General features: G+C 36.4%; 25 protein-coding genes. 13 read left to right on the top strand and 12 right to left on the bottom strand.

Features of this window, described 5'->3' with window-relative positions; translation table 11 throughout:
* Positions 1 to 10: 10 nt before the first annotated feature.
* Positions 11 to 952, bottom strand: coding sequence for a 1,4-dihydroxy-2-naphthoate polyprenyltransferase (gene menA / locus NSQ92_RS24040; protein WP_047944272.1), 942 nt, complete (start codon positions 950 to 952; stop codon positions 11 to 13).
* A gap of 23 nt (positions 953 to 975) precedes the next feature.
* Entirely contained in the window at positions 976 to 2,025 is a 1,050-nt protein-coding gene (locus NSQ92_RS24035; RefSeq protein WP_061801201.1) for an FAD:protein FMN transferase, read from the bottom strand.
* Positions 2,026 to 2,436: 411 nt separating this feature from the next.
* Here NSQ92_RS24035 and NSQ92_RS24030 point away from each other — a divergent pair, with 411 nt between their 5' ends.
* From NSQ92_RS24030 to NSQ92_RS24020, 3 genes are all read left to right on the top strand, one after another.
* Positions 2,437 to 4,308, top strand: coding sequence for an FAD-dependent oxidoreductase (locus NSQ92_RS24030; protein WP_047944274.1), 1,872 nt, complete (start codon positions 2,437 to 2,439; stop codon positions 4,306 to 4,308).
* Positions 4,309 to 4,628: 320 nt separating this feature from the next.
* Positions 4,629 to 5,168, top strand: a complete 540-nt coding sequence (locus NSQ92_RS24025; protein WP_047944275.1) for a Gx transporter family protein — start codon at positions 4,629 to 4,631, stop codon at positions 5,166 to 5,168.
* 15 nt (positions 5,169 to 5,183) lie between these two features.
* A complete protein-coding gene (locus tag NSQ92_RS24020; protein WP_061801200.1) occupies positions 5,184 to 6,164 on the top strand; it encodes a polyprenyl synthetase family protein in 981 nt (326 codons plus the stop codon).
* Positions 6,165 to 6,237: 73 nt separating this feature from the next.
* Here NSQ92_RS24020 and NSQ92_RS24015 read toward each other — a convergent pair whose 3' ends face one another.
* The 4 genes from NSQ92_RS24015 to NSQ92_RS24000 form a co-directional block, all read right to left on the bottom strand.
* Positions 6,238 to 6,471 carry a hypothetical protein gene (locus NSQ92_RS24015; RefSeq protein WP_341153270.1) on the bottom strand — a complete coding sequence of 78 codons (234 nt, stop codon included), beginning with the start codon at positions 6,469 to 6,471 and terminating at the stop codon, positions 6,238 to 6,240.
* Entirely contained in the window at positions 6,468 to 6,632 is a 165-nt protein-coding gene (locus NSQ92_RS24010; RefSeq protein ID WP_095257964.1) for a YvrJ family protein, read from the bottom strand. Before NSQ92_RS24010 ends, NSQ92_RS24015 begins: the two co-directional genes overlap by 4 nt.
* Complete coding sequence (locus NSQ92_RS24005; protein ID WP_095322657.1) at positions 6,623 to 7,237, bottom strand: sigma factor-like helix-turn-helix DNA-binding protein; 615 nt, start codon at positions 7,235 to 7,237, stop codon at positions 6,623 to 6,625. The genes NSQ92_RS24010 and NSQ92_RS24005 overlap by 10 nt, the downstream gene beginning before the upstream one ends.
* A gap of 158 nt (positions 7,238 to 7,395) precedes the next feature.
* On the bottom strand, positions 7,396 to 7,833 hold the full coding sequence (locus tag NSQ92_RS24000) for a hypothetical protein (RefSeq protein ID WP_341153269.1): 438 nt from the start codon (positions 7,831 to 7,833) through the stop codon (positions 7,396 to 7,398).
* Between the two features lie 140 nt (positions 7,834 to 7,973).
* Between NSQ92_RS24000 and NSQ92_RS23995 the strand changes: the two genes are divergently transcribed.
* The 4 genes from NSQ92_RS23995 (at position 7,974) to NSQ92_RS23980 (ending at position 11,154) form a co-directional block, all read left to right on the top strand.
* Positions 7,974 to 8,861: a dihydrodipicolinate synthase family protein gene (locus NSQ92_RS23995; RefSeq protein ID WP_341153268.1), complete on the top strand. Its 888-nt coding sequence runs from the start codon at positions 7,974 to 7,976 to the stop codon at positions 8,859 to 8,861.
* On the top strand, positions 8,861 to 9,652 hold the full coding sequence (gene modA, locus NSQ92_RS23990; RefSeq protein WP_061801196.1) for a molybdate ABC transporter substrate-binding protein: 792 nt from the start codon (positions 8,861 to 8,863) through the stop codon (positions 9,650 to 9,652). Before NSQ92_RS23995 ends, modA begins: the two co-directional genes overlap by 1 nt.
* Entirely contained in the window at positions 9,633 to 10,313 is a 681-nt protein-coding gene (gene modB / locus NSQ92_RS23985) for a molybdate ABC transporter permease subunit (protein ID WP_061801195.1), read from the top strand. Before modA ends, modB begins: the two co-directional genes overlap by 20 nt.
* 151 nt (positions 10,314 to 10,464) lie before the next feature.
* Positions 10,465 to 11,154: a metal-dependent hydrolase gene (locus NSQ92_RS23980; protein ID WP_047944283.1), complete on the top strand. Its 690-nt coding sequence runs from the start codon at positions 10,465 to 10,467 to the stop codon at positions 11,152 to 11,154.
* 532 nt (positions 11,155 to 11,686) lie between these two features.
* Here the strand turns inward: NSQ92_RS23980 and trhO are convergent.
* The 4 genes from trhO to NSQ92_RS23960 form a co-directional block, all read right to left on the bottom strand.
* Entirely contained in the window at positions 11,687 to 12,655 is a 969-nt protein-coding gene (gene trhO / locus NSQ92_RS23975) for an oxygen-dependent tRNA uridine(34) hydroxylase TrhO (protein WP_047944692.1), read from the bottom strand.
* A 326-nt stretch (positions 12,656 to 12,981) separates the two neighbouring features.
* Entirely contained in the window at positions 12,982 to 13,221 is a 240-nt protein-coding gene (locus tag NSQ92_RS23970) for a hypothetical protein (RefSeq protein WP_047944691.1), read from the bottom strand.
* 31 nt (positions 13,222 to 13,252) lie between these two features.
* A complete protein-coding gene (locus tag NSQ92_RS23965) occupies positions 13,253 to 14,581 on the bottom strand; it encodes a PTS sugar transporter subunit IIC (protein WP_047944690.1) in 1,329 nt (442 codons plus the stop codon).
* A gap of 84 nt (positions 14,582 to 14,665) precedes the next feature.
* The gene (locus NSQ92_RS23960) at positions 14,666 to 14,968 is read right to left on the bottom strand and encodes a PTS sugar transporter subunit IIB (RefSeq protein ID WP_047944695.1); all 303 of its coding nucleotides are present in this window, start codon (positions 14,966 to 14,968) and stop codon (positions 14,666 to 14,668) included.
* Positions 14,969 to 15,398: 430 nt separating this feature from the next.
* On the opposite strand from NSQ92_RS23960, the gene NSQ92_RS23955 reads away from it, so the two are divergent.
* Positions 15,399 to 16,145, top strand: a complete 747-nt coding sequence (locus NSQ92_RS23955; protein WP_341153267.1) for a MurR/RpiR family transcriptional regulator — start codon at positions 15,399 to 15,401, stop codon at positions 16,143 to 16,145.
* Between the two features lie 271 nt (positions 16,146 to 16,416).
* Here the strand turns inward: NSQ92_RS23955 and NSQ92_RS23950 are convergent, their stop codons facing one another.
* Positions 16,417 to 17,427 carry a DUF3231 family protein gene (locus tag NSQ92_RS23950; RefSeq protein ID WP_047944688.1) on the bottom strand — a complete coding sequence of 337 codons (1,011 nt, stop codon included), beginning with the start codon at positions 17,425 to 17,427 and terminating at the stop codon, positions 16,417 to 16,419.
* Positions 17,428 to 17,581: 154 nt separating this feature from the next.
* Here NSQ92_RS23950 and NSQ92_RS23945 point away from each other — a divergent pair, with 154 nt between their 5' ends.
* From NSQ92_RS23945 to NSQ92_RS23930, 4 genes are all read left to right on the top strand, one after another.
* Complete coding sequence (locus NSQ92_RS23945) at positions 17,582 to 18,382, top strand: MurR/RpiR family transcriptional regulator (RefSeq protein WP_341153266.1); 801 nt, start codon at positions 17,582 to 17,584, stop codon at positions 18,380 to 18,382.
* Positions 18,383 to 18,595: 213 nt separating this feature from the next.
* Positions 18,596 to 20,161 (top strand): PTS transporter subunit EIIC, encoded by a 1,566-nt coding sequence (locus tag NSQ92_RS23940; protein WP_341133265.1) that lies wholly within the window; start codon positions 18,596 to 18,598, stop codon positions 20,159 to 20,161.
* Position 20,162: 1 nt separating this feature from the next.
* Positions 20,163 to 21,518 (top strand): 6-phospho-alpha-glucosidase, encoded by a 1,356-nt coding sequence (locus NSQ92_RS23935; RefSeq protein ID WP_341153265.1) that lies wholly within the window; start codon positions 20,163 to 20,165, stop codon positions 21,516 to 21,518.
* 247 nt (positions 21,519 to 21,765) lie between these two features.
* Positions 21,766 to 22,854, top strand: coding sequence for a helix-turn-helix domain-containing protein (locus NSQ92_RS23930; RefSeq protein WP_061801192.1), 1,089 nt, complete (start codon positions 21,766 to 21,768; stop codon positions 22,852 to 22,854).
* Between the two features lie 136 nt (positions 22,855 to 22,990).
* Here the strand turns inward: NSQ92_RS23930 and NSQ92_RS23925 are convergent, their stop codons facing one another.
* On the bottom strand, positions 22,991 to 23,530 hold the full coding sequence (locus NSQ92_RS23925; protein ID WP_047944683.1) for a recombinase family protein: 540 nt from the start codon (positions 23,528 to 23,530) through the stop codon (positions 22,991 to 22,993).
* A gap of 146 nt (positions 23,531 to 23,676) precedes the next feature.
* On the opposite strand from NSQ92_RS23925, the gene NSQ92_RS23920 reads away from it, so the two are divergent.
* The gene (locus NSQ92_RS23920) at positions 23,677 to 25,140 is read left to right on the top strand and encodes a SulP family inorganic anion transporter (protein ID WP_047944682.1); all 1,464 of its coding nucleotides are present in this window, start codon (positions 23,677 to 23,679) and stop codon (positions 25,138 to 25,140) included.
* The last annotated feature ends 17 nt before the right edge of the window (positions 25,141 to 25,157 follow it).

Raw genomic sequence — 25,157 nt, 5'->3', positions numbered from 1 at the left:
AATTATTTATTTAACTAATAATAAAAAACATAGCTAAAGATAATACTAGACATCCATTCACAATAATTAAGTTTTTCACTGCTAAACTAAATGTTTTAGATTTAACTTGGATTTGGTTAAAAATCCGAATATGCTTATAAACTGGTAAAATAGCAATTAAGCTAATTAACGCAATAACTGGTAGTAAGTGAAAAAACACAGAGATTAATATAGCCATAAAGGATCCCGCATAAAGGCCATTATACAGCCATAAGGAGTATTTCTTTCCTAAATAAAATGGTAAAGTGAAACGATGATTTTTTATATCGTCTTCTACATCACAAATATTGTTTGCCAGCATAAGATTCGCGATCGTAAACATACAAGGTAAAGATACAATGATAATTTCTATTATTTTTATTATGTTTACTTGCAGCAAAATCATGTCTTGTTCCCATACTAAGGACGCAATCCCATAATCAAACGCATTGACATAGACCGTAAGAAAAACGATCCCAAATCCCATTGTTACACCGGAAAAAACTTCTCCTAAAGGCATTCTTGATAAGGGAATTGGTCCAAAGGTATAGAGGATGCCAATGCAAAAGCAGATAAATCCAATCAAAAGCACCAATAATCCTGTTTCAGCAGTAAGCCAAATACCTAGCCCCGTTGCTGTAAAAAAAAGGGTGAATATGGTTGCGATAACGGTGCTTTCCTTTATCCCCTCTTGTCCTATTACGTTTTTTTCCTTCCTATATTCATCACTATTTGCCTTTCGATAATCCATATAATTATTAATCGCCGTTGTTGTTAAATCAAAGATTAACATAGAGGCAAAGAATATTAGTGTATTTTTCCAATGAAGTGCCTCATAACGATATAATACAAATAATATGCCAATAAAAAATGGAAAGATACTAGCTATTTTTGTTTGTATTTCAACTAACTTTAAAAATGAACGAATCGACATTCCAAATGACCTCCCTCTTCTTTTTATTCATTTGCTAATTTAAATTTCTCATTTGTTAAAGTAAATTTACCTTTTAGACCTGAAGTTAAATAAACCTCTTTATCCTTGGTTACAAAGATGGCCTCTATTCCCTCCATTTTTTCTACCGCCTTTAACCCTTCTTCTATCCCTTTTATAAATATGGTTGTTGAATATCCGTCTCCATCAAATGATTTATCAGAAACAATCGTAATACCCGCAACTTCATTATTGACAGAATAGCCATTTTTAGGGCTGAGAATATGATGGTATTTTACTCCATCCACCTCTAAATACCGCTCATATATCCCAGAAGTAACGATCGAAGTATTCGTTTCCTCCATTTTCCCCACCATTTCACCTCTATCGGAAAATGGATCTTGAACTCCTACTTCCCACGGCTTTCCAGTAGGATTTGTTCCTTTTACATAAATGTTTCCTCCTAAATCAACAATCGCAGATTCTACCTTATTATCATTTAATACTTTTATAACTTCGTCTGTAATAAACCCTTTGGCAATTCCCCCTAAATCCAGCATCATTCCTTGTTCCGGCAAAAATACCGTTTGCTTGTCTTCATTTAATTCTATCTTTGTATAGTTGATCAATGGTAGAACGGCATTAATTTCTGATTGTGTTGGCTTTTTCTCGTCCGGGAATCCAATATGCCATAAATTAGTTAATGGTCCAATCGTTATATCAAAGTCCCCTCCTGAGTACCCACTATATTCTTTACCAGCTTTCACTAAACGGTAAATATCTTCTGGGACCTGAACTGGATTCCGACCAGCATTTTCATTTATTTCATCAACAATCGACCCATCTTCATTTACTGTGATTTGGCTTGCCAATAACTCTATTCGATCAAATACTTTATCCAGTACAGCTTCCTTGTCTTTATCATAGATTTTAATCGTGACAACTGTCCCCATTAAAAATTCCGTTCTTTTATACGGATTACTATTTACCATTGCGTTCGATTCCTTTTGTTTTCCACATCCAATTAATAAAAGGAGGGCAAGAAAAAGAATCGCAGCGAATTTGAATTTATTCATTAAAATCATCCCTTCTATGAATATCACATTTCGATTGTTTTATCTTGTCTCTAAATATAAACAAGTCTTTAAATTATTGGTCATGTGAATTTATTCACATTTATAACACCGTCATTTTATCATTGCTTTCTGCCACTGTCTATCGACTTTTTGGTGGACAAAACCCTATAAAATAGCTGATTTACGGAATAATCATTGTCTTAATAGTGTTTATCAGCATCTCTTTAAAATATGGAGAATTTATGACAAAAATCCACTATTTACAAATGTTTCGAAAATGTGAACAATCAAAATTTTAAATTGTAGACATTCTATGAAGTCCATAGACAGATAAAAACCACATTGTTATATTAAAATTGTTCAAAACTTCACAAATATATAATTAACAATTAAGGGAGTGAATAGGAAGAAATGGACAAGAAAAATATTGTCATAATCGGAGCAGGCTATGCGGGAGTTCATGCCGCAAAAAAGCTTGCTAAAAAGTATAAAAAAGATGATTCGGTTTCCATTACACTTATAGATAGACATTCCTATCATACAATGATGACTGAATTACATGAGGTTGCTGCGCATAGAGTAGAACCAGATGCTATTCAATTTGATTTACGTCGTTTATTTAATCGTACAAAGGTTAAATTGGTTACAGACAACGTGAAACATGTTGATTATCAAAGTAAATTAGTTACAACTGAAAACGGCCAATTCTCCTTCGATTATCTCATCCTAGGGATGGGCGGCGAACCAAATGACTTTGGTACACCCGGAGTACAAGAAAATGGCTTTACCCTTTGGTCTTGGGAAGATGCTGTTAAATTAAGAGAACATATTGAAAAGATTGTTCGTAAAGCTGCTCGTGTTCATGATGAAGCTACAAGAAAGGCAATGCTTACCTTTACTGTATGTGGTTCAGGCTTCACAGGAATCGAAATGGTTGGAGAACTGATTGAATGGAAAGAAAGATTAGCCAAAGACAATAAGCTAGATGCAGAGGATATTACTTTATATGTGGTAGAAGCTGCTCCTACTATATTAAATATGCTAGAACGCAGAGATGCCGATAAAGCAGAAAGCTATATGGTAAAAAAAGGAGTAAAAATCTTAAAAAGCTCTCCAATCGTCGAAGTAAAAGAAGACGCTATCGTATTAAAATCAGGCGAAGAGCTTCCAACTTACACTCTTATATGGACAGCTGGGGTCCGCGCAAATTCAGATACAAAAGATTACGGCATGTCAGCTGGAAGAGCAGGCCGCTTAAAAGTAAATGCTCATATGGAATCTGAAGACTATAAAGATGTCTATGTAGTCGGCGACTTAGCCTATTTTGAAGAAGAGCCTGGAAAACCAACTCCACAAATTGTGGAAGCGGCCGAACAGACTGCTATGACTGCAGCAAAGAATATTATTGCAGAAATCAGCGGCGGTGAAAAAGAAAAATATGAAGGTAAATACCATGGGGTTATGGTTTCTATCGGAGCAAGATACGGTGTTGCAAATTTAAGCGGCATGCATTTAAGCGGCTGGTTTGCAAATTTCATGAAGCATATGGTTAATCTATATTATTTCTTTGGTATTAGAAGCGGCTATTATATGTACCAATATGTGATGCATGAATTTTTCCACACAAAAGATAAACGTAATATTTTCCGTGATTTCTTAACCCGCTATGGCAATGTTCTTTGGAGCTTACCTTTACGTGTATTTGTCGCAGGTTTCTGGATTGTAGAAGCATGTGCGAAGCTTTGGGGAGAATCCACATGGAAAGATTCTATTTCCAGCTGGTCAAAGGTTCCAAACTTATTTAATGGTCTTGGAGACGATTCATGGTTAACTGCAACAAGTGTCAAAATGCCTTTTGAATGGCTGCAAACTGCTACAAGTGGTGCAAGTGAAGCTGCTGCTTCTACTGACTTTGCAACCCCCATATTAAATAAAATGCCATTCTGGTTTGAGTGGATTATGAAAATTATGCTTCCAACTCCGGAAGTTGCACTATTTATGCAAAAAATGATGATTTTCATTGAGTTAGCAATCGGATTAGCCATTCTTGCTGGTTTATTCACATGGTTAGCAAATGCTGCAAGTGCTGCATTCCTAGTAATGTTTACACTTACTGCAATGCTTGGCTGGGATAAAGTTTGGGCCTTGCCAGCTTCTATTGCTTTAATGAATGGGTCTGGTCGTACATTTGGATTAGATTATTGGGTTGTTCCTTTCCTTCAAAGAAAATTGGGCGACTGGTGGTATGGTAAAGAACGAGCAATCTATAAAGACTATAAATAATAAAAAATTTGCTAGAAACATAGGGAATTAAAGTTCCCATGTTTCTAGCACCCTTTGAATCAGTAAAGGAGAAAAAAGAAGCTAGTGGTTTTATATTCTTTGATCTTTTCTTAACCCTTAAGCTTTTAAGACAGTAGATTGTCTTCCACTTTAGGATGCTTGCATCAATCTGTTTAACAATAAGATTAGTTATAGAATAAAGAATCTATCATACCGTATTCTTTTTTGCCCTGTACTGATTAATAGGAGTCAGTATTTATTTAACCTACAATCAACTTATTTATAGTAATAATTATATCGCAAGAATGGAAGTTGAGAAGATGACAAAAAATCAACGCCTTGTATATATAGCACTGCTTGCTTCTCAAGCGGTAATTATAAGCTTATTAGAACGGGCTATCCCATTTCCCTTTGCATTTGCTCCCGGAGCAAAGCTTGGATTAGCAAATATTATTACCTGCTTAGCCTTATATACACTTCCTACTAAAGATGCCTTTCAAGTGGTCGCAATCCGGCTCTGTCTAGCCACCTTATTAGGAGGAACACTTTCTACTTTTATGTATAGTGCCAGCGGAGCCCTCTTAAGCTTTATCGGCATGTGGGGTGTAAAGCAGCTTGGAACAAAACGAATTAGCTTAATTGGCGTTAGTACAACTGGAGCCATTCTTCATAATATTGGTCAATTAGCAGTTGCAAGTTTTGTTGCACAAACCTGGACAGTATTCTTATATTTACCTATTCTATCTTTTATCGGTATCCTATCAGGAATAGCAATAGGAATACTAGCCAACTATTTAATCACACATGTAGAAAAACTACAGTATTATAGAGATTTATCGGAAATAAACGAATCTAGATAGGAAAGAGGTTAAACTATGCGTGTACATCAAATGTGGGATACGTATCCAGAATTAAAAAATGACTTGTCAAAAGTACTTCAATTAATTGAAAGCAATATTCGTGTTCGTGACAAAGTAGTTGAAAAAACGATTAAGGATTTAATTTATTCCGGTGGCAAGCTACTCAGACCTGCCTATTCCCTCCTTTGTTCACAAATAGGTCCGTCTAAAGATAAAAATCGTGCAATAGCAGTGGCAGCAGCGTTGGAAACCTTGCATATGGCGACGCTGATTCATGACGATGTTATTGATGAATCGCCAACACGACATAACATTCCAACCATTCATACTCATAATGGAAATAAGTTTGCCATCTATGCGGGTGATTATTTATTCTGTGTTTGTTTTACCATTTTATCTAAGTACGCAACATCTCTTTCCCATTTAGAATTTAATGCCCGCAGCATGGAAAAAATCTTAAGCGGAGAATTAGATCAATTAAACGCTCGATACCAATCTACTGTTACGGTGAAAAAATATTTAGCAAGAGTCTCTGGAAAAACAGCCCAGCTTTTTGCCGTAAGCTGCTATTCTGGTGCGGTTGAAAGTGAAGCAAGCAGACCACTCGCCATGAATGCTTGGAATATGGGGCATTATATTGGCATGGCTTTTCAAATAATGGACGATATTCTCGATTATAAAGGAGATTCCCAAACATTAGGAAAGCCTGTGATGGCAGATATTAAACAAGGTCACTATAATTTACCACTTATCTATGCAATCCAAGCAAATCCGCATGAGCTGATTCCTATATTAGATAAAAAAGAATCCTTGACTGACGAAGATATGACGCAGCTTTCTAAACTTATTGCTAAATATAAAGGAGTCGAAAAAGCAGAGCTCCTTGCTAAAAAATATACAGAGAAAGCAATTAAACAACTAAGTAAATTACCTGATGGGGATTACAAAAACCATCTTTTTGAAATTACGCTTAGCTTATTAAATAGGAATGTGTAATGAGTATGGTAAAAATCCGATCCAACTCTGCATGCTGCTTGTCACTAGTTGGACTCGGACTTTTTAATAGCTGTCATTCTCTATTAAGCTGATCTTTAAATTCCCAAAAGCCCGGAATACTGTCTAGGTCATATTGATAGGTAGATTGTATAAGCATTAACTTCAGCTCTTGTGAAAGATCTGCCATATCATTTGGACTTGTTCTTTTTGTTAATTTATTTACCTTTGGTTCGAACAACTTTATTAGCTCATGGAGCATTTCCGGATCTACCTTTGCCCTTTTTACCATCGTATACATATCGGTCATTTGTCCTTTTCCTTTCGCTCGTCTTCCTGGGTTTCCTTCCATTCCTTCAGTAGTTGATCCATTTTTTTATCTAATCTTAGGAGAACAAATAAAGATAAGGTTAGTGGAAAACCAAAATTGCTAATCATTGTCATCCATTGCGTCATATCTACTAATTCCATCTGCCTTCCTCCTTGTTATTGATAATTGAAAGAATACGTTTTAAAGCCGTTTTTCTTGTTTTTGAAACATATTGTTGAGACGTTCGAATTCTCCGGGCAATTTCTGTATCCGTAAATTTATAAAGATAGGCATAGGTAAGGATTTTTCGTTGGGAAGGAGTCAAGCTCAGAACGGCTGAATAGATTGTTTTATTTGAAATATATTCCTCCATCTCAGACCATCGTGCCTCCTTCTCGACTATTGCTTCTATTTCAGCCTCTTTATCATTTAGATTAATATCCTTTTCTCCTCCCTCTTCCTTCTCAGTCAGTATTAACGGAAATCGTTTTTGATACATGGATAAGTTTTTATTAAAATTTATGGTACTGTACTCCATCGAAGAAGTGATATACGAAGTAAACCGAATGGTAAAGAAATGCTTTTTAAAAGATTCATCCACCTTTTCTTTATTTTCCTTTGTCGGACATTCTAGCGCTTTTTTTAACAGATGAACATTGACCTTTTTCTGCAAAAAACTCTTTACAATTGGATTGCTTAATAATGATTTATTTTCCTCTAAAAATGCGGTAAAAGCTTCTGATTGAGAAGAACGGCATTCTTTCATCCTTTCGACCTCCCAAAAGGAACATATGTTCTATTTTTGTTGTAAAAAAAGGGACTAATCTTCATTAGCCTCTTTTGCCTATATGTTATCTTTACCTCCTTCTATATATATAAAGAAAGATTTCATGTAAAAATAACAACCACTTGTCCCATTTTCATTTAATCGATTACAAATAACTTTACATCAAAGATAACATTGTCTGGATTTTCTTCCAATACGACAATAGTCCAGTTTTTGGCTAATATCTTTGTAAATTGCTGAAGGGATTCCTTCGGCAATGTAATAGTTCCAATTGATTCACCGCGGTCCTCATAGTCTCTTCCCTCTACTAATTGATATTTCAATAGTATAAGCCTTTTTAACGTTCCCTTAGTCAAAAAGGTTATTTCATAATCATCTTGCATAATCGCTTTGACGCTAGCTTTATTGTCTTTATAATAGGAGAAAAGCGTCTGCCAATCTGGCAAGCCATTTCCACAGTTCTGAAAGAACGCAAAATCTTCTGTTTCGAGAGCTTTGCTAACCGCCTCTTCCTTAAATCCCTTTGCTTTCACTTGCTCCAGCATAATTGCATAATTAAGTGCCACTCTCATCATAAAACTTCTACTCCCTTCTCCACTTCATATTGATTTCATCCCAAGAAAAAGATAAATTGATAGAAAGACTTCATTAGACAGCTTTCTGTACCATTATCTGAATAGTTTAAGTATAATCTATTTTGAAAGGAGTTAGGAAAATGATTACACAAAATCCATTTGTTTCATATAGTGTTGCAATGGTAACCCCCTTTGACCAAAGGGAAAAGCTTTCGCAAACCGGCATCTATTCATTAATAGATTACTATAAACAGAATCATGTCCCAGCACTGCTTATTAGTGGATCAACAGAGGAACAGCATTCCATGACAATCGAAGAAAGACAGATTCTCTATCGGGAGGTAAAGTCCGCAGGGAAAGATGATTTCCTTCTCATTGGTGGAGTTGCTGCTGTAAGAACGACAGAGGCGATTCGACTAGCAGAAGCTGCTCAAAAAGAAGGGTTAGATGGAATAATGCTAGGGTTTCCTCCTTATTTACGAATAAGTCAGAAAGAAGCTGTAGCATATGTCGAACAAGTTTGCACAGTTACCGATTTACCCATCTTGCTTTACAATAATCCATCCCGTACTGGATTTAACCTGGAATTAAATACTCTCTATCGTATAGTAGAGAAACGTCCCCAAATAAAAGGGTTAAAGGAAGCTGGAAATCCCGACAATGCTCTTATCCTTCAAAAAGAGCTTGGTTCATCCTTCTCTGTCTTAACCGGTACAGATTTATACCTTTTAGACCATTTGCGTAACGGATATAATGGAATTACTAGTATAATAGGAAATATTTTCCCCCAAGAAATACAACAAATTGTTCAATTGATAAAATCACAAAAATGGGAATTGGCGGAAAAACAGTTCTCCAAATTGCTGCCAACGATACATACTATTCTAGAAATAGGTGCACTGCGGGCTATTAAATATCTATTATCTGAAAGCAACATAGAAGCAGGTATTTGTAGAGAGCCATTATCCACTTTGAATAAACAAGAACAGAAAACCCTAATGGAGGTTTGGCAAAAAGGAGAGGCATGATGAAAAAACAATTCCAACCTATTATACTCTTAATTACGATATTGATTTTAGCTTCTTGCAGCAATAAGCAAGGGCAATCAGCAGCATCTAAACAAGAACCTATTTCCTTAACCATCTCTGCTGCTGCCAGTATGCAAGATGCATTAGAGTCAATCAAAGAGAAATTCGAAAAGGAGCATCCAGATATTACCCTAACTTTTAATTTTGGTTCATCTGGAGCATTGCAGCAGCAAATTTCCCAGGGAGCTCCCGTCGATTTATTTCTCTCTGCAGCAGAGGATAAGATGGCGCTTTTAATAAAGGATGGCTTCATTAGGGATTCCGATCATATGAACTTAGTTAAGAATAATTTAGTATTAATCACCAATAAACAGGCTGACACTACTATCGATAACTTTGCAGATTTAGAAACATTGGATACAGAAAAAATCGCTATCGGTATACCCGAATCCGTTCCAGCAGGAAATTATGCAAAAGAAACACTGCAATCCCTGCATATATGGGAAAAGATCCAAGAAAATATCGTTCCTGCAAAGGATGTGCGCCAAGTTCTTTCTTATGTAGAAACAAATAATGTAGCAGCAGGCATTGTTTATGGAACCGATGCAAAGACTTCTGATACTGTTCAGGTAGCAGCAATTGCGGATGAAGCGAGTCATTCTCCCATTGTTTATCCTCTAGGTATCATCAAAGACAGTAAGCATTATCAGGCAGCCAAACTATTTTATGACTATTTGCAGACACCCATTAGCCTAGAGGTTTTTAAAGAAAATGGATTTATTGTTAACTAAAGAGGATTGGAGTAACTTTTGGTCTCCCATTTCTCTTTCCTTGCAAGTGTCACTCATTGCCACTGTCTGCGTCATTGTTTCGGGAATAATTCTAGCCGCTTTATTAGCGAGACGAAAATTTAAAGGCAAGGTATTGCTGGAAACCTGTTTGTTACTGCCAATCGTTCTTCCCCCAACAGTTACTGGCTTTTTATTGCTCGTTGTCTTTGGGCGCAATAGTATCATTGGAAAAGGAATCGAATGGCTTTTTCATCAACCAATTATTTTTACATGGTGGGCTGCAGTAATTGCTGCGTTTATGGTGTCTTTTCCTTTAATGTATCAATCGGCAAAGGCTGGGTTTATCCAGATTGACCGCTCGATTGAAGAGGCGGCACGTGTTGATGGGGCAAACGAGTGGAAAGTTTTAACATCTATTTCTATTCCACTAGCCTCCCACTCGCTTATGTCTGGAAGCATCCTTAGCTTTGCCAGAGGTTTAGGAGAATTTGGTGCAACTTTAATGTTTGCCGGTAATATCCCAGGGAAAACACAGACACTGCCTACTGCTATTTATGTCGCCATTGAAACTGGCAATATGAAAATGGCTTGGATTTGGGTAATAACCATCACCATTATTTCTTTTATTATGCTAGCTTTATGTCAGCCGAAACAACAATAGCCTTTCTTGTCTCTGCGTATTTCCTTACAAGTTAGTGTCAATACTGATTTGAGAAATAGACAAGCATATCATTTGGTATTTTTCCTTTCTCTGCTTTAATCTAAAATGGACAATAATCCACCTATGTGGAATTTTAAGGAGATGATTTTGCATGAAAATTACTTATCATGGTCAATCCACTATTGAAATTAGTACAGAAGGAAAGTCTTTAATTATTGACCCGTTTATTAGTGGCAACCCTTCTGCTGTTACAAAAGTGGAAGAAGTGAAAGTGGATGCTGTTTTACTGACACATGCACATATGGATCATATTCTCGATGCGGCACCAATCGCCAAAGCAAATAATGCTCCAGTTGTTGCTAACCCTGAATTAGCTGCTTATATGTCTTGGCAAGGTGTAGAAACAATTGGTATGAATATCGGCGGAACAGTCGATTTAGGCTTTGCTAAAGCAAAAATGACGCATGCATTCCACAGTTCCGGGATTATTGATGAAGAAAATAAAAATATCTTATATGGCGGAATGCCAGGTGGATATATTATTGAAGCAGAAGGGAAAACCATCCATCATGCCGGAGACACTGGACTTTTCAGTGATATGAAGATGATTGGAGACCGACACCATTTAGACGTTGTCTTTCTACCCATTGGAGACCATTTTACAATGGGACCCGAGGATGCGCTGCAAGCAGCCGAATGGTATCAAGCAAAATTAATTATTCCCATCCACTACAATACATTCCCTGTAATTGAGCAAGACGCTAAGGCGTTTGTAAATAAGCTTGAAGAACTTGGTTTGAAAGGGAAAGTATTAGAACTAGGGGAAACATTCGAATTGTAAGAAAAGCACTGGGCTAGAGTACACATCAAACTAGTAGTTTTGAAACGTTGCAGACAAACTTGGTTTGTCTGCAATGAATATGAAGTGGGGAAATGAGGTTGATATCGCATAAATACGTGGGATATTAGCCTCTTTTTCGTTTTTTATTTGCAGAAAGCTATTGCCTTTTCAATCAAGTTTTGCTTTTATCAGCCAAATTGGAGTAGATATCAGCCAAACTTTGATTTTTTCAGCCAAACTGGTGCACTTATCAGCCAAACTTTGATTTTTTCAGCCAAACTGGAGCGCTTATCAGCCAAACTTTGATTTTATCAGCCAAATTGGAGTAGATATCAGCCAAACTTTGGTTTTTTCAGCCAAACTGGAGCACTTATCAGCCAAACTTTGATTTTTTCAGCCAAACTGGTGCACTTATCAGCCAAACTTTGATTTTTTCAGCCAAACTGGAGCGCTTATCAGCCAAAGTGATGCATCTATCAGCCAAACCTCTCTCAAACTAAAAAAGGCCGCCCGCAACGGACAGCCTTTCCTATTACATTACTTTGCTTTCTTCTTCCCATTGAGCAATTTCTTTTACTCTTGCTTCCACTTGCTCTTGTGTGAGTCCATGTTGTTTTACATAGAAGTTTCTTGGATGTGTGCGGCACTCATGGCTGCAGCTTCTCATATACTTCTCTTCATTTTCTTCACTGCAAAGCATTTTGCGGTTACACTCTGGGTTTGCACAGTTTACATATCTTTCACATGGCTCCCCAGTAAAGAAGTCACGTCCTACAATCACATGTTCTTTTTGATTGACTGGCACACTGATTCTTTGGTCGAATACGTAGCATTGACCATCCCAAAGCTCGCCTTGTACTTCTGGGTCTTTTCCGTAAGTCACAATTCCCCCATCTAATTGGCTTACATCTTCAAAACCCTCTTTCATTAGCCAGCCAGAGAATTTCTCACATCTTACTCCACCCGTACAGTAAGTAAGAATCTTTTTACCTTCTAGTATATCTTTATTTTCTTTTATCCATTGTGGCAGTTCTCTAAATGTTTCAATTTCTGGCTTAATCGCACCTCGGAAATGACCAAGATCATATTCATAATCATTACGAGCATCGATCACAATTGTATCAGGATCTTGCATTTTCTCATAAAATTCTGCTGGCTTTAAGTGCTTACCAGTTAATTTAAGTGGATCTACATCGTCCTCTAAGCTTAAGTTAACTAATTCTTTTTTATGACGAACATGCATTTTCTTAAAAGCATGTCCATCTGCTTCATCAATTTTGAAAATAGTATCGCTGAAACGCGGATCCTGTCTCATTGCTTCGATATACTTGTCTGTTTGCTCTACCGTACCAGAAACTGTTCCATTAATCCCCTCGTGGGAAATTAGAATTCGACCTAATAATCCTAGTTCTTTACAAAAAGCTAAATGCTCTTTGGTTAATTCCTCCGGATTTTCAATCGGTACATATTTATAATAAAGTAATACTCGATATTCACTCATTGTTCAACACCCTATTCCTTCTAAAAATTATCTATTAATAACTATACACCAATTGTGTCAATAGTAAAAATCCATTGCTTATTTGTAAAATCGCAAACAAACAGAAAGAGACTTCACTCATCGAAATCTCCCCCTGCTTAAAAATAAAGTTAAAATAATTATAAGGTAATACGAGCTAAAAAGAAAGATGCAGATTTTACCTAGTATTAAAATTCCATTCTTTCGTAGCCTTTACATACTATCATAAAAAATACTATTAACTAACTCGAAATTATAGCAAGGGATACTCCTTAAAGAAGTACCCCTTGTTTGACATTTTCTATTGATTATCCTTCTGTTATGGTCGTATGAAAGTGGAGCGCACAACCATATTTAGACTGCTGAAATATTTTCTCTACATGGCGTATGGCAAGCTCCGCTGATAAAGATGTAACAACTACTAGCTCCGCTTTAATCTTGTTAATAACCTTTATGCTAGTTGTGATGTAATCATCCTGGTAATTTTCAAAAACATCTCGGACATAATTTATTTGTCCACAGAAAAATTGAATAGTATATTGATTCATTTTTCTATCACTTTAAGCAGAAGCAGCCGAATCACTTTTTCTCCCCTCCATAACTTACGGCGTTTGCTTTATTTGCTGCCATAACGAATGGTATATACACCAGTGTAGAAACAGCCAAGCAAACAAAACCAAGCAATAGCGCAATATAATTTCCACCTGTTCCAAGGAAAGCAATCAACGGTCCTGGTGTAGTCCATGGAACGGAATACGCAATTGGTGGAATCAATCCTGATACAATCGCAACATATCCAATAATAATATTTATGGCTGGAACAAGAATAAATGGCACAATTAAAATTGGATTTAATACAACTGGCAAACCAAAAATAATTGGCTCATTTATATTAAATATCCCTGGTGCAAGTGAAAGTTTTCCAATATCCCTGTAATCCTGCCTTTTTGCCACAATAAAGATAGCAATAAGCAATCCCAGCGTCATTCCGGAACCACCATAGTTTGCAAAAGCATCATTAATTGCCCAAGTTACGGGATATGGTGCTCCCCAAGCTGTACCGTGCTCTGCGACGAAGTTAAGGTTTTCTAAGCCCGCTTCTGCAAACATAGCTTCCCGTATAGCAGCAATGGTATTCGGACCATGGATTCCAAAAACCCATAATAGGTTGGAAACTATCGCTAAGATAACTAAGGAAACAATATTGGTGCCTAAACTCTTCAATGGAGTTTGAATCACTGCGTAAATAAATCCATGTAAGCCTTCTGGATAAACTGCATTTATTAAAGCGTTTGCAATAGCGAACACCACAGTAATAATTATAATAGGAAATAATACTTTAAAAGAACGAGAAACAGCCGGAGGTACAGAATCAGGCATGTTTATTTGTAATTTTTTGGATCTAGATAATCTGCTGAAAAGCTCACCAACTAGTAATCCCACAATTAAAGCAACAAATAGTCCCTGTGCTCCTACCCATTGAGTTGTTAAAAAGTTGGTTCCTTCTACATTGGTATATGGTGGATAAATAATAAAAAATACAGAAAGACCTGTCAGCCCACTTAATAATTCATCGGCTTTGAGTGAAATTGCCATATTTCTGGCAACGAGAAAGACGATGAACATAGATAATATATTAACAGAGCCATTTAATACAGGAGAAAAAACCGCTTGTAAATCAGCTAAATTTGGAAATAATTTATGCAAGAATAGGATTTTGGCAATGAATCCGTCTGGTGCTAAGACAGCAAAATTTAGTAATACAATTAATGAACCTGCAAGCGTAATAGGAAAAGATAGAATAAATGCATCGCGGATAGCAACGATATGCCTTTGCGAGTTTAATTTTGCTGCAACTGGCACTAACGTTTTCTCCGCAAACTTTTCAAAGGCCGCCATAAAACCCATTATAATTCCCCCTAAATAAATATGTTATTTTTACATTGGAAAACTATTTTTGCAGGCTTCTTTAGGTGCAAGTTGCTGATTGATTTATGCCATTAATTCTAATGCTCTTTCTAATACTGCTTTGCCATTCATCATTCCATATGCTCTCATATCAATTACTTCTACCGGAACTCTCCCCGCAATAATCTCCTCCACCTGTGGTTTTTGGTAACGCACCTGAGGACCTAATAAAACGACATCCACTTCATGTGCGACTTTTTGACATTCTGATACTGGCAATGCAAAGATTTCGAGCTCTATTCCTTTTTCTTTTGCTGCATCTTTCATTTTATTTACTAATAAACTAGTAGACATTCCCGCTGCACAAACTAAAAGTAATTTCTTCATTTTCTTCCCTCCAATAATTGATTTTTGTATAATATTCTCATTCGAATGATCCTTTTTCATCATATGCTCCCCTTACTCAATCGGCGCAAAAGCTGACCCCACAAGGAATTTCTAATTTTCTCAGGCAATTACATACCCCCTTCCACTTAAAATGTATGCGTTTGCAAACTAATTAGAAGTAAAAATAACCACTTACTATCTTTTTTCTTCGGAAGGAATTTGTTACATTTTAGTCACAACCTGTTTTATAATAGAGGAAAGATTACCATGATTAAGGAAGTCATCCCCACTGATGATTAGTTGAACCATTTATATTTTTATGGACAGCGAATTTTTCATCTATTTGCGATTCACATATACTTTCAGTCCATTAATAGTTGGAAAAATGGTGAATGTAAGGAAAATTCTATTTAGAGTAGGAGGGAATAATTTGTTCACAAATGAAATGATCCAATCCTTTAATGATTTAGAAATGCTACTCTATAACTATGTTACAAAAAATATCGATAAAGTTATATATATGCGTATTAGAGAATTATCCGATGAAACGCATGTATCCACATCTAGTATTCTTAGATTCTGCCGAAAGTTAAACTGTGATGGTTTTTCCGAGTTTAAGGTTAAATTAAAATTATATTTAGATAGAAGTAAGCAAGAAAACTTAAAGTCAACGAAATACTATCTTTCTGAGTTCTTAGAACGCACAATGAAAGGTAATTTCGAAACATATATACAAGAAACTGCGGATATGGTTAGTCAATCTGATAAAGTAATTTTTGTAGGAACAGGAAGTTCAGGCATTTTAGCGGAGTATGGTGCTAGATATTTTTCAAGTTTAGGGAAGTTTTCCACTTTTATAAAAGACCCCTTTTACCCAATTAACAGCAAGGAGCTGAAAAAATGTATCGCTATCATCTTATCGGTTTCTGGTGAAACAGATTATACCATTCATCTTGCAAATCGATTAAAAATGGAAGGCTGCAATATTATTAGCATTACTAATAGTAAAGACTGTCACCTTGCAAAAATATCTGATATAAATATTGCGTATTATGTTACAGAAGTATATACAGGACGATCAAATATCACTTCTCAATTACCGGTCATGTACATCTTAGAGGAAAGCGCTCATAAGGTTAAAAAGAACAGCAAGCTTAATGAGGAGCGGGAAGCTTAGAAAAGAGTAACAGGGAAAAATAATTTGAGTTTGTCGACAAAAAGATATTGGAGAAGTAGAATTGCATTTTCATGCGTTGCTTGGAGTGGAGGGGGTGAGACTCCTGTGGTTAGCGAGACAGCCTAAGACCCTGCAGGCTGTAAGCAGACCGCGGCTCAGCGCGAGCGCCACGGAAAGCAACCCCCTGATTGAAAGAGGTTAATAAATATACTTAACTCCAATTTCTTTCCAAAATACAGGAGTTTGTATACACTGTGAATATAATTTCTCTCTATTTCCCTGTTACATCATTTTTAATCTTTATAATTGACGGCGGCTGCTCCACCCAATTATAGTCAATCATTAAATCTGCCCCATCTTTGGCATACTGGCCAATTTCGATCGAAAGCCTATCATAATTAAGTAGCAGGTCACTTCTTTGACTAGCTCCTCCCGCTAATGCATAATTTCCAATTCCTGAGGCACTCAATAAACTTATATGAAACATCATTAATTTATCAGAAAAAGTGCGTACAGTAGAATCTGTAATACCAATATCGGAAGTGTTCGGACTTTGTATCCCTTCTTTTAATAGAGTATCTGTAAATATTTTTAAGTGTTTTTGTGAAATATCTTTTCCTCTTAACATATAAGCCTGTACTTCTTTATTCGTCGTTGTCTGGGCGAAAGCCAAGGTAATCTTAAGTCCCATATTATTCGTCTGTGTATTCATAAAAAGATGGGAAACTTCCACTGCATTTAATGGTCTCTTTTTGTGAAATAAAGAGAAACCACTCAAGTATTTTCTATTTTCAATATAATCGACTTCCTTTGGTACGGAAGTAAAGGGGGCTCGGACTAACAATCCTTTTTTATCAAGAATAGAGGTACTTAACTGATATAGCTTTGAAGTATCCAGTAGTCCCTCTTGAAAAAAACGGATTATATCTTTCCGTGTGCACATTGATAAGAATCCCCCGTATGCCACTAATCCTGCTTTTGCCATTTGATTAATATAGGCTAAACAGAAGGGATCGGTAAACAAGGCTGGGGCCTTTTTATTTACATCGTCTTCTGTGAAGCCATGTGGTATGGCAAATTTATCTTCCAGGAAAATTTTCGCAAAGCGCTTTTCCTGTTTTTGAGCAAATCGGTAAGCAAAGCGAATAGCATCGACAATTTCCCGATCCTTCACATGTTGTACCATATGAGTGAGAACCTGTTTAGACATACAGTTATTTAAATAAGATGTCCACAGAGAAGCAATTTCTGAAGATGTTAGTTTTATATTTGATTGGGACATAAAGTAAAACCTCCAACACTTACATAGTTTTAATAGTATTGCCATCCCTATAGATATTATGCTATGCTATCCAATCAATCCATATAGAAAAAACATCATTTATAATAAAAGAATCCATACTAGACGAAAATATGAACAAGGAATGATGATAGATTTGAAAAATTCAGATATGCTTTTTTTTGATTATACTAATGACAAAAATTTAACCGAAGCAGAGAACGATATTATCCAGTTTCTGATAGAGAAAAAGTTAGCCGGAGAAACGTTAAGTATCCGAGCAGCGGCTAATGATCTCTTCGTATCTACTGCAACCATTATCCGCCTTTGTAAAAAACTTGGTTTTAGTGGGTATAGTGAATTCATTTACAACCTAAATTTAAAAGTAACAAAGATGCTTGATCAAGAAGTGGAATATGTAGATAGTATTCATCAACCATTAATAGAGGCGGTATCCTCCTTTAAGCGTAATTATAAACAAACAATCGACTCACTAGATGAGACAACCATTGAACAGTTCTTATCTCAAATCAATGAAAATAAAATGATATATTTTTATGGCGCTGGCTTTTCCACTCTTTTTTCTAGCTATTTCGCTAAGAAATTAGAGTTATTTGGTTATTACGTTTCCAATACAACTACCAGCGACAGTCGTGCCATTTTTCTCAATAATATTCAAAAATACAAATTACTCATTGCTTTTTCCCGTTCTGGCGAAACAGCTAAAGTACTAGAGAAAGTAAAAATCGCCAAGGATAAAGGCGTAAAAACGATACTTTTCACCGGAAATAATAAAAGCTCAACAGCCAAAATTTCTGATATTGTCTTTACGGTCCTTGACCCTACTATTGAATCTCAACAAGAATTTGAGGTAACCTCCTATGAATCCAATATGTTTATGCTTATTGATTTACTCTTAATTATCGCGATTAAAAGGGGGATTATTAAAGAATATTAACAACTTTCCTTAATAACGCCAAAATAGAGGATGCTCGGGAGAACATCCTCTCTATTTCGTCCATTTGCCTTTCCTTCCATAACGTGTAACATGTTACAGGATTGAAAGACATAGTACACAATGATTGCAACCCCTTTCAAAATTATATGTTCAATTATATACTTTGGATATTAAAAGATATGATAACGCTTACCAAAAAGGGAGGTTTTATAGATGAAAAAGGTCGTAAATGGTCTTCAGCTATTCGGGAAATCCTTATTCGCACCAATTCTCATTCTTCCGATTATCGGATTATTTATCGCATTTGGAAATGTTTTCGGAAACGGAAACTTAGCACAATATATCCCGTTTCTAGAACATCCATCTATCCAAAATACAGGGAAATTTATTTCTTCTTCTGCTGTATCAATTTTACAAAACCTTGCTTTAATCTTTGCTGTCGGCATTCCAATTGGCTTAGCTAAAAAGGATAAAGGATATGCTGCCTTAACTGGACTAGTTACCTTCGTTATTTTCATAAATGCCATGCATCAAGTGTTAAGTCTGTCTGGCAGCTTAGTGGCACCAGAGGAAATGCAGCTAGCTGGTCAAGCAATGGTATTAAATGTTCAAGTGTTAGAAATGGGTGTTTTCTCCGGAATTCTTCTCGGTGCTCTAGTTGGTATCTTACACAATAAGTACTGTGACACAGAATTTAAAGGGGTTATGGCCATTTACTCAGGACATCGCTTTGTTGCTATTTTAGCCATCCCTAGTGCCATGATTTTAGGAGCGATTGCTGCAGAATTTTGGCCATTTGTACAAGATGGCATTACAGCTGTTGCAAGCGGCATTAAGAATTTAGGAGTATTTGGCTTACTTATTTATGGATTCTTAGAAAGAATCTTAATCCCAACCGGTCTTCATCACTTAGTTTATACTCCATTTCTGTATACAGAACTAGGTGGAGTAGCCCATATCGGAAACGAAATTATCTACGGAGCGAGAAATATCTACTTTGCTGAAATGGCAGACTCAAGCATTAAAGTACTAAGCAGTACCGTTAACTGGGATGCTCGTGGCCTAAGTAAAATGTTTGGCCTGATGGGTGCAGCTTTAGCCATGTATGTGACAGCAGATAAAAAGAAGAAAACAATCGCAAAAGCCATTCTTCTTCCGGCAGCCTTTACTTCTTTTTTACTAGGAGTAACAGAGCCATTAGAATTTGCCTTCCTGTTCACAGCACCAATCTTGTTTGTGTTACATGCTGTACTTTCAGGTGTAGGAATGATGCTCTTAAGTATCTTTCATGTTCATGCGATTGGCGCTAATGGATTTATTGACTTCCTGCTATATAACTTGCCGCTTGGTACGACGAAATCAAACTGGCCAATGTTTATCTTAGTAGGACTATTAATGGCAGCTATCTATTTCCTACTTTTCCGCTTCTTAATTCTTAAATTAAATTTAAAAACACCGGGTCGCGAAAAGGATACAGAAACAAGTGAGACAGCAAATGCAGAAGCAGCAGCATCTGCTACTGCAAGAAATGACTCCCCCTCTGCTTTAGGTGCAACTATTGTTAATGCATTAGGTGGAAAAGCGAATATTGAAAATGTCGATAATTGCTATACAAGATTGCGCTTAATTTTGAAAGATCCAAATATAGTAGATGAACAAACATTAAAACAAACAGGCTCAAAAGGCATTATCAAGTCTGGTAATAATGTTCAAGTTGTTTATGGCTTAAATGTGAAATCAGTTCGAGACCAAGTAGACCAACAATTAGGAGGTATTTAAGATGAAGACATTTAAATTAGCAGTTGCAGGTGGAGGAAGCACTTATACACCAGGAATTATTCGTAGTCTGATGGATCGTCTAGAGGATCTGCCTCTATCTGAAATTCGTTTCTATGATATTGACGGAGAAAGACAAGCCAAAGTAGTTGTGGCCGCTAAAGCTGTTATTGAGGAATATACAGATAAAATTAAAGTCATTGATACAACAGATCCACAAACCGCATTTGAGGATGTAGACTTTGTATTTGCCCAAATGAGAGTTGGAAAATATGCGATGCGTGAGCTAGATGAGAAAATCCCTCTTTCCCATAATGTAGTCGGACAAGAAACCTGTGGTCCTGGTGGATTAGCTTATGGACTTAGAACGATTGCACCAATGATCGAATTAATCGATTATGTAGAAAAATATGCAAAAGAAACTGCATGGATTGTCAACTACTCTAACCCAGCATCCATTGTGGCAGAAGGAGTACGCAAATTACGACCAAATTCAAGAGTCCTAAATATTTGTGATATGCCGGTAGCAACCATGCGTAATATTGCAGCAATCCTTGGAGTCGAAAGGGAAGAATTAGAAGTAGACTATTTCGGTTTAAACCACTTTGGCTGGTTTACAAGCATTAAAGTGGATGGTGCGGAAAGATTGCCAGAGATTCGCGAACATGTTTATAAATACGGTTTACTGACAGAAGATATTTCCAAAATTGACTATCGTCATGCCGATTCTTCTTGGATTAAAACATTTAAGAACATTAAACTAATCATGGATCATTTTCCAGAATATCTGCCAAACCCTTATTTACAATACTATTTGTTCCCAGATCATATTGTCGAAACTTCTAATAAAGAATATACCCGTGCGAATGAAGTAATGGACGGGCGTGAAAAAACTCTATTTGAAACAGTGAAGAAATATGAAGAGACAGGGATTTTAGAAGATTCCTTCGCGGTTGGTGTACATGGAACATTTATTGTAGATGTAACGGTATCTCTTGCGCAAAATCTAGGAAAAAGATATTTAGTTATGGTAGAAAACAATGGCACGATTCCAAACCTGCCAGCTGATGCAATGATTGAAGTACCTGCACTTATTACTAGTGACGGTCCTAAGCCTGAATTTGTGGGAGATATTCCTTACTTCTATAAAGCAATGATTGACCAACAATTAGCATCTGAAAAGATCTTAGTTGAAGCAATTGTGGAAGGTTCCTACGAAAAAGCATTACAGGCTTTCACTTTAAATAAAACTTTACCATCAGCTAAAGTAGCAAAAGCAGTCCTTGATGATTTAATTGAAGCAAATAAAGAATACTGGCCAACCTTAACAAAGGAATATAAAGAAGGCGTACTAGTATAAGTTTTTAATAGCCCACAAGGAGTTTTGATACTCTTTGTGGACTTTTTTAGTTTCTAAATTGGCATTGGTTTTTATTATGTACCTCGGAAAGACAAGATCCATCATCTATAATTGCAAACAGCTAATTCTACTACCAGTAGAATCATTATTTTTCGCAGATTCAACCAACCGTTGATAGGCACACTTCAGTATGTATGCTAGTATCGAAGTAGACAGTGCGCACTGGAAAAATAGAGGAGATGATAGGATGATTGATTCACGAAAAATTGGTGCTTATATATCTAAATTAAGAAAGGAAAAAGATCTTACCCAAGTAGAGTTAGCAGATAAATTAAATATTAGTCACCAAGCGATATCAAAATGGGAAAGAGGCGAGTCCCTTCCAGATATTACAACCATTCCTGTTATTGCACATGTATTTGATATATCTATTGACCTCTTAATGAATGCGGGGGTTGATAAGATGGACCATTCTAAACAATTAGGAAAAATCGTGCAGCATTTATCGGAGGATAAACCAGAAGAAGTTGCTCATTTAATCAATTCAGGATCCGCACAAGTAAATGAGCTTGTCGATATCGCTCCTATTATTAAATCTAGCCAGCTGAGTAAAGTATCAGAAAAGATGAATACCAATGTTTGGGATATAGACTCCATCGTCCACCTAGCTCCTTTTTTACAAACAGAAGCATTAGATGAAATAGTTATAGAAGCAGCGAAAAAAGCAATCAATTGGAAAATGATACAGCGTATTGCTCCTTTTGTATCTGCACATGCATTAAACAAAATAGCTGATCAGTTAATTAATGAATCCGCTGAACCAATGGAGTTATTGCATCTAGCGCCATTCTTAGAGGAAGAATACATGAATGATATGCTCCTAAAAGTAAGCACAGGCAAGTTAACATGGAGGTTCATTACAGAAATAGCTCCATTCGTAAGTGACACAGCTCTAAATGAGCTTGTTCTGCAAGAAATAAAGGATCCTTTAAATGAAGAAAAGATTCTGCCATTAGCCCCCTTTTTAGAAGAAGAAACAATTGATCAATTGACTTTGATTGCAGGTGGAAGAGGCAGCTGGCCATTCATCCGAAAGATGGCCCCATTTATAGGAGAAGAAACATTAAATATGCTGGTGGATAAAGCAGTAGATGATGAAATAGAATTAGAGGAGCTTACTGAGCTGTCACCTTTTTTAGAGGAAGAAGCGATCGAACGATTACTAGCTCGCATTGATCCTGACAGGCTGTCTCCAGAACTCCTGGCGAAACTGGCTCCGTTTATGGGAGAAAGCTCTTTAGGTACCATTGTTAAACAGTTGCTAAAAACAAATTAAGTTTTAAATGATAAACCAGAACAAACATATGGTTGTTCTGGTTATTGTTTATCTGGAATCTGCTGCTTTTTCTCTTAGATTATAATTATAAAATCCTCTGTGGCTCTCCATCTTTCCTTCTAAAATAATTTCATGACTAATTCTCCAAATACCGATATAAAGTAGACTTACTTATCCCTGTTTCTTCTTTTATATCTTTCAAGGTATATTTTTTTGATTGATACATCTCGATTGCTTTTTTTACATTCTCATCGGCTTTTCGAGGTCTGCCGCTTGTTTTCCCATGCTGTTTCGCATACTCCATCCCTTTTTTGGTTCTTTCTCGAATAATTTCATTCTGGAATTCTATTAAATGGGACAGCATTTCGGACAATGAATATTTTTTTGTTCTTTCTGTATCAATATCTTCCTTAATTGTCTGTAAATAGGCACCTTTCTTCTCAAGGATATCTAATATCTCCATCAGATGTCTACTCGAGTCTGCAATCGCGAATAATTGCACCACCACAATCTTGTCTCCCTTGGAAAGGGACGACAACAATTCCAATAGCTCTGTTCTATTTTTGGCCGAATCGTGTTCTTCTTTATACACTTGCTCACATATAGATTTTAGTATTTTTAACTGCTGCTCGCAGTGAATATCTGCGATGGTTGGGCGAATATAGCCATATATCATCTTCATTGCCTCCAACGTTATCTCTTTTTCCTATTATAGACAGAAATAAAGACCTTGTAAAAACTTTCCCAAAATATATTCCTTTTTGGGAAGAATCGTGATAGACTACTTTTAGTAAACAGAAGACAAATATTGAGGTGAATCATTTGATTGAAAAGATAAAAAGGGAATGGTTTTCGAATATCCGCGGGGATATTTTATCAGGAATGGTTGTTGCCTTAGCGCTAATACCAGAGGCAATTGCCTTTTCTATTATCGCTGGAGTAGATCCGATGATCGGATTATATGCTTCCTTTACAATGGCTGTAGTTATTTCGTTTACAGGTGGAAGACCTGGGATGATTTCGGCAGCTACAGGGGCAATGGCACTATTAATGGGACCATTAGTCAGAGATTACGGGTTGGAATATTTATTTGCTGCTACGATTCTAACTGGTATTATTCAAATTATTTTTGGCGTATTAAAAATAGCCAAGCTGATGAAGTTTATTCCAAGAGCCGTGATGATTGGCTTTGTTAATGCCTTAGCCATCCTTATTTTTATGGCTCAAGTTCCACATCTTATTAACGTAACAAATATAACTTATTTATTCGTTATTATTACATTATTAATTGTGTATATCTTGCCAAGATTTATAAAGATTATTCCTGCGCCGCTGATTGCTATTATTATTTTAACGGCTGTTGCTATTTTTGGAAATGTTAATGTTGCTACTGTTGGAGATTTGGGGAAAATTACACAGTCCTTACCAACTTTCTTCCTTCCAAATGTGCCATATTCCTTTGAAACATTAGCGATTATTTTTCCTTATGCATTGGCTTTATCTATTGTCGGCCTACTGGAATCCTTATTAACATCTTCTATCGTTGATGATGCAACCGATACAGAAAGCAATAAAAATAGAGAAGCAAGAGGGCAGGGAATCGCTAATATTGTGACAGGATTCTTCGGTGGCATGGCTGGCTGTGCAATGATTGGTCAATCTGTCATCAATGTAAAATCGGGAGGAAGAGGCCGATTATCTACCTTTGTTGCCGGAGTCTTTCTTATGTTTTTGATTATGGTATTAGGCAGTCTCGTTGTACAGATTCCAATGCCAGTATTAGTCGGCATTATGATTATGGTTTGTATCGGCACCTTTAACTGGTCTTCCTTCAAATATATCGTGAATGCGCCAAAGGCAGATGCCGTAGTCATGCTTGTGACAGTCATTATTGTGGTTGCAACCGATAATTTATCCCTTGGCGTTATTGCTGGAGTCCTGTTAAGTGCGGTCTTTTTCGCAGCGAAGATTTCCCATGTTAAGGTGCATAAGCAAGAAAGAACGAATGAAGAGCACTATACTGTGGAAGGTCAATTATTCTTCGCATCTGTTGACAGTTTTATTAAAGCATTTGATACTTCCATTACCAACAACAAGATTTTCATCGATTTTACCCATTCTCATGTTTGGGATGATTCTGCAGTTGGTGCGATTGATAAAATCGCCTTAAAGTTAAAGGAAAACCAGAATACAGTAATAATGACAGGGTTAAATTCCGCTAGTCAAAAGATAGTGGATAAGCTTACTGTTTTTCAAAACCCAAATGCAAAAGTATCTGATCACTAAATCAGAAAAGGGGCGTA

It is taken from the genome of Niallia sp. FSL M8-0099, assembly GCF_038006945.1.
Taxonomy (GTDB): domain Bacteria; phylum Bacillota; class Bacilli; order Bacillales; family Cytobacillaceae; genus Niallia; species Niallia circulans.
Note: the sequence above shows the minus strand (reverse complement) of the source record. Positions and strands in the feature narration are given on the sequence as shown.

Coding starts and splice junctions, on each gene's coding strand:
- NSQ92_RS24015 (WP_341153270.1), bottom strand. CDS start 6,471: ATGACCGATATGTATACGATGGTAAAAAGGGCAAAGGTAGATCCGGAA.
- NSQ92_RS24020 (WP_061801200.1), top strand. CDS start 5,184: ATGCGTGTACATCAAATGTGGGATACGTATCCAGAATTAAAAAATGAC.
- modA (WP_061801196.1), top strand. CDS start 8,861: ATGAAAAAACAATTCCAACCTATTATACTCTTAATTACGATATTGATT.
- menA (WP_047944272.1), bottom strand. CDS start 952: ATGTCGATTCGTTCATTTTTAAAGTTAGTTGAAATACAAACAAAAATA.
- NSQ92_RS24030 (WP_047944274.1), top strand. CDS start 2,437: ATGGACAAGAAAAATATTGTCATAATCGGAGCAGGCTATGCGGGAGTT.
- trhO (WP_047944692.1), bottom strand. CDS start 12,655: ATGAGTGAATATCGAGTATTACTTTATTATAAATATGTACCGATTGAA.
- NSQ92_RS24035 (WP_061801201.1), bottom strand. CDS start 2,025: ATGAATAAATTCAAATTCGCTGCGATTCTTTTTCTTGCCCTCCTTTTA.
- NSQ92_RS23940 (WP_341133265.1), top strand. CDS start 18,596: ATGAAAAAGGTCGTAAATGGTCTTCAGCTATTCGGGAAATCCTTATTC.
- NSQ92_RS24025 (WP_047944275.1), top strand. CDS start 4,629: ATGACAAAAAATCAACGCCTTGTATATATAGCACTGCTTGCTTCTCAA.
- NSQ92_RS24010 (WP_095257964.1), bottom strand. CDS start 6,632: ATGGAATTAGTAGATATGACGCAATGGATGACAATGATTAGCAATTTT.
- NSQ92_RS23995 (WP_341153268.1), top strand. CDS start 7,974: ATGATTACACAAAATCCATTTGTTTCATATAGTGTTGCAATGGTAACC.
- NSQ92_RS24005 (WP_095322657.1), bottom strand. CDS start 7,237: ATGAAAGAATGCCGTTCTTCTCAATCAGAAGCTTTTACCGCATTTTTA.
- NSQ92_RS23930 (WP_061801192.1), top strand. CDS start 21,766: ATGATTGATTCACGAAAAATTGGTGCTTATATATCTAAATTAAGAAAG.
- NSQ92_RS23935 (WP_341153265.1), top strand. CDS start 20,163: ATGAAGACATTTAAATTAGCAGTTGCAGGTGGAGGAAGCACTTATACA.
- NSQ92_RS23965 (WP_047944690.1), bottom strand. CDS start 14,581: ATGGGTTTTATGGCGGCCTTTGAAAAGTTTGCGGAGAAAACGTTAGTG.
- modB (WP_061801195.1), top strand. CDS start 9,633: ATGGATTTATTGTTAACTAAAGAGGATTGGAGTAACTTTTGGTCTCCC.
- NSQ92_RS23980 (WP_047944283.1), top strand. CDS start 10,465: ATGAAAATTACTTATCATGGTCAATCCACTATTGAAATTAGTACAGAA.
- NSQ92_RS23970 (WP_047944691.1), bottom strand. CDS start 13,221: ATGAATCAATATACTATTCAATTTTTCTGTGGACAAATAAATTATGTC.
- NSQ92_RS23960 (WP_047944695.1), bottom strand. CDS start 14,968: ATGAAGAAATTACTTTTAGTTTGTGCAGCGGGAATGTCTACTAGTTTA.
- NSQ92_RS23925 (WP_047944683.1), bottom strand. CDS start 23,530: ATGATATATGGCTATATTCGCCCAACCATCGCAGATATTCACTGCGAG.
- NSQ92_RS24000 (WP_341153269.1), bottom strand. CDS start 7,833: ATGATGAGAGTGGCACTTAATTATGCAATTATGCTGGAGCAAGTGAAA.
- NSQ92_RS23950 (WP_047944688.1), bottom strand. CDS start 17,427: ATGTCCCAATCAAATATAAAACTAACATCTTCAGAAATTGCTTCTCTG.